Source organism: bacterium (genome assembly GCA_024228115.1).
Lineage (GTDB): Bacteria > Myxococcota_A > UBA9160 > UBA9160 > UBA6930.
In genome coordinates this window covers 1-2,791 of sequence record JAAETT010000125.1, presented here as the reverse complement: position 1 = coordinate 2,791, position 2,791 = coordinate 1, and the positions used below count along the sequence as shown (strand labels likewise).

Annotated in this window: 1 protein-coding gene; it reads left to right on the top strand. The window is 63.2% G+C overall.

The window, feature by feature from the left end; genetic code table 11:
• The first annotated feature begins 505 nt into the window (after positions 1–505).
• Positions 506–1,234 carry a hypothetical protein gene (locus GY937_06055; protein MCP5056277.1) on the top strand — a complete coding sequence of 243 codons (729 nt, stop codon included), beginning with the start codon at positions 506–508 and terminating at the stop codon, positions 1,232–1,234.
• The last annotated feature ends 1,557 nt before the right edge of the window (positions 1,235–2,791 follow it).

The following is a 2,791-nucleotide window of genomic DNA, read 5'->3' as shown; positions in this document are numbered from 1 at the left end:
TGGAGCGCGAGACGGGACTCGAACCCGCGACCCTCGGCTTGGGAAGCCAGGTCTCGGAATCAGGCAAGGTCCTGAAACCAATAGGCTTTTCGTAACTCGCGTTCCCGGTGACATGTCGCAGGGCGTTGCAGCGAGTTGCAGGAGGTGGCAGTCGGACGACGTCTCTCTCGCAGCCTGACGCGGGCCTGGGCCCGTGCCCACCTTTCCGAAGGTTCCGTGGCGTCGATGCCGACCCCGATCGGGACGAAGCACGCGACTGTACCGGGATTCCGACGCTCATGAGGCAATACGAATTGCAAAACGTCATGCGAGCCCAGCGACGCCGTGGCTCCAAGTGGCGGAATGGGTGGGCCGCGGCGTAGCGAAATCCTACACGCGAAGGGGCACGACTCCACCAACCCGGATATCGTCGCGTCACCCGCCCAGGGCACAAACAACGCGTACCGCGGCCGGGCGCTCATGACGTTGGACAGCGCTCCCTGGGAGGCGGGATGGGGACAGGAGAATGACACGCGCTGGGAACGCAACGCTCGTTCTCGCCCATCTCATGCTTCTTGCTGCTCCAGCGATTCATGCCCAAGAGGGGTTTCGAGGCTGGGTAGGCCTCCACGGCTCGGAGCGGCATGGTTGGCTCGAGAACGAGAACCGCATCGGCGAATTATGTGCAGACGCAGCCGACCTCGGCGCCTGCCGCGCGGAGATGCTGGCTCCAGCCGTGGACGTGTACGCCCTGCACGCCGAGCCCAACGAGACGTCACCTCACCTCGGTGACCTACTCGTTCAGGCCACCCCCGGGCGCGGCCTCACCGTCCAATTCCGTGCGGCGAAGTCGGGAACCGCCGTCTCCTTCGTGCCGGACGTCTTTCTGCAAGACTGGGGCTACGGACCCTACTTCCATCAGACGATCGTCGAACAGGATGGAGATTGGTTTCAGCTTCCGCCCGATCCTTGGGATGCCCCGGTCTGGCTCCGCCGCGGAAGTGAGACCTCTCGTCCGTCCATCATCTACGTGCAGCCCCAGGACATCGTCGAGATCCAGGGCAAAGGGTTCTACGTGGTAGCAGTGGAGCCAGACGCGCTTCTGCTCAGAGCGGAGCAACCTGCCGACCTGTGGTGTCGGGAAGGGGATCCGCCACCACTCATCGCAGACGAGCCCACCCGCTATTCACGCGCCGACCTCGTTGACGCGAGGGGTCACCTCATCATGCGACCGAAGTACATGAAGGGCTGCTGACCCGCTTGGGGTGCATCGACCGGCTGTGCGTTCTCACAACTCGGTCTTGGCCACCTTTCTGCGGACTCCGAGCCGCCGGCGTACCGCAGGGCCCGTGAACCTTGAGGTTCCGGGAGACGGTAGGATCTTCCTCTTCCAGATCGGTCCGGTAGAGATCGCGCCGATTCAGCAATCCGGCGCCCTGCCCGCCCCTGGCGCAGACCTTGCGTCATATCCGGGGGCGCCTGATCGCGGCGCCCCTCCGCGACACGAGCGGGAGAAAGCATGACCGGGTAGATGGAACCAGCGGCCCGCGTTACCCAGGCAACCTGGAGCGAACCAGGAACACCTGGAACGCCAGCGACGCAAAGGCAAAGGCCCGACAGGCCAATCCCCTGTCGACCTCACGATTCCTGGAGCGCGAGACGGGACTCGAACCCGCGACCCTCGGCTTGGGAAACGCCTGGGACCCGCCCAGATTCTTCAAGAGTCGCAGCTAGTTGGAGCAATTCCGCGGACTTGTGGGTGGAGTCCGTTGGCCTCGCCTGGCCTCTTGTGGCCCGTTTTGAGGGGACTTTCGACGCGACTCCCCCCAGCAGTCCCCCCAGTCCGCGTACCGAGAGTCCACCCCCTTCCCAGTGCCAACGCCCTGGATTTCCGCATCGACGCCGGCGAACAACGTTGGCGCTGGAACTACGCGGCCCAGGTGCTCGCGGCCTGGGCTACGCGGCCCGAGGTGGGAGAGTCGAAGGTATCGGACGGAGCGGGGAGCCGGTCTCCTTGATCATTTCCGGCTGTGCCTGTGGCCATGACGATGGGCGATGCGACGGTCAGGCAGGAGCCTGCTTTGAATCGGCTTGAGTGCCGAGGCGAGGTAGGATGGGTCCGCAGAGACGAAGCAGTAGATGGACTAGACGCCGGAGGGACAATGGATCAGAGCAACATCGACCTTCTCTACGTCTTGTACGTGATGCTGATGCTTCCGCCCGCGTGGCGAATTTTCGCGCGCACTGGATTGGGTGGCCCTATGTCGCTGACGATACTCATACCTGCGTTCGGCCCTTTCTTGGCAGCGGCCATCTTGGCTTTCGCCGAATGGCCCAGTGCTTCGCGGAAGGCTGCGGCAGCCGAGGGGAAGTGATGCTCAGGCTCTGGTTTCCTGAGTTGTTGGTCATCGTCTTCATTGTCCTGCCTACCCTGGCGGTCCCAGTCTGGCTTTGGTCTCGAATCGCTTACAAAGCGGGCTTCGCCAAGCCGTGGGGCTTTTTAGCGATCGTTCCGTTTGCAAATCTAGTCGTCATCTGGCTCTTTGCCTTGGAGAGATGGCCTGCGGAGTCTCGCCAAGAAGAGGTCCAGAAGACCGGAGAAACAAGTGGCGATTCGACCTCGAGCCGCCGAGATAACACGCGCATTCGGTTGGAGCACTTGGAATCTCTCTTAAGGGATGGCCTGGTGAGGGAAGAGGAGTACCAACAGAAGCGCCAAGAGATCCTCCGGGACCTCTGAGGCTTCAGGCTCTTCGGCTGGCACGGCTGGCACTGGTCTTGCGCGGCCCAGGTACTGGCGGCATGGCCGGGG

Coding starts and splice junctions, on each gene's coding strand:
- GY937_06055 (MCP5056277.1), top strand. CDS start 506: ATGACACGCGCTGGGAACGCAACGCTCGTTCTCGCCCATCTCATGCTT.